Annotated in this window: 2 protein-coding genes; both read right to left on the bottom strand. The window is 63.2% G+C overall.

What is annotated here, in order from left to right:
• Positions 1-610: GltB/FmdC/FwdC-like GXGXG domain-containing protein (locus tag HOY34_RS21765; RefSeq protein WP_172366763.1), on the bottom strand; the 610-nt coding region annotated here is incomplete at its 3' end.
• 1 nt (position 611) lies between these two features.
• The coding region (locus HOY34_RS21770; protein ID WP_172366765.1) for a class II glutamine amidotransferase at positions 612-1,274 on the bottom strand (663 nt) is incomplete at its 5' end.

Here is a 1,274-nt window from a genome sequence, read left to right on the forward strand (position 1 = left end):
GTTTGGCATCCGCCCCCGCCTGGGCCAGCAGGTCTTGCAAAATGGCGATATGCTCAGGGCGCATCTCTTTCTCGATGCAGTCTGCGCCGAGGCTCTTCACAGATCCACGCACGAAAAGCCGCGCCTCATAAAGGCTGTCGCCAAGCGCGTCACCCGCGTCGCCCAGCACCACCAGATTGCCCGATTGTGCCATGAAAGCAGACATATGGCCGATATTGCCATGCACGACGATATTGATGCCCTTCATCGAAATGCCGCAGCGCGAGCTGGCATTCCCCTTGATCACCAGCAGCCCGCCATTGCCGGTGGCACCCGCATATTGGCTGGCATCGCCCTCAATCACGACGGTGCCGGACATCATATTCTCAGCGACGCCCGGGCCCGCTGATCCCTTGACGGTGACGGTCGCCTGTTTGTTCATGCCCGCCGTATAATAGCCGGTCGAGCCCTTCACCGTCACCTCAATCGGCGCGTCGAGGCCGACGGCGAGGGCGTGGCTGCCCTTCGGGTTCACGATCTCCCAGGAGGTCGCATTGGTGTGTTCGGCCTGTGCCTGCAGCGTCGCGTTCAGCTCGCGCAGCGTGGTGGTTGCAAGGTCAATCGTCTGCATATCAGTGCTTCCAGAAATAGACGGTTGCGGGTTCGGGTTCCCAGACGCGGGCGGCATCGATCCCGGGCAGGTTGACCAGCGCGCGGTATTCCGAGCCGAAAGCGACATATTGGTCGGTCTCGGCCATGACGGCGGGTTTGCAGGCGATGGGATCACGCACCACGCCAAAGCCGTCTTTGGTGCCGACGACGAAGGTGTAAAACCCGTCCAGCACATCAAGGCCCGCACGCAGCGCATCGCCCAGTTCCACGCCCTGGGCCAGCTGGTGGCTCAGCCAGGCGGCAGCGACCTCGGTGTCATTTTGCGTCTCGAAGGTGACGCCCTCGCGGATCAGCTCGCGGCGCAGGCTGTTGTGGTTCGAAAGCGAGCCATTGTGGACAAGGCACTGGTCCATCCCGGTCGAGAAGGGATGCGCCCCCATGGTGGTGACCGCCGATTCGGTTGCCATCCGCGTATGGCCGATGCCGTGGCGGCCCGACATTTTGGACACCCCAAAGCGCGAGGCCACATCTTTGGGCAGGCCGGTCTCTTTGTAGATCTCAATCGAGGCGCCCGCGCTCATCACCCGCAGATCGGGGCGCAAAGCTGCCAGAGCCGCCCGCGCCGCCCCCGCCTTATCGCCCGGAAGCGCCAGAATCGCATGGCTGTCTTTGCGCGACAGCGA

Origin of the sequence: Pseudogemmobacter hezensis, assembly GCF_013155295.1 — a bacterium.
GTDB classification, from domain to species: domain Bacteria; phylum Pseudomonadota; class Alphaproteobacteria; order Rhodobacterales; family Rhodobacteraceae; genus Pseudogemmobacter; species Pseudogemmobacter hezensis.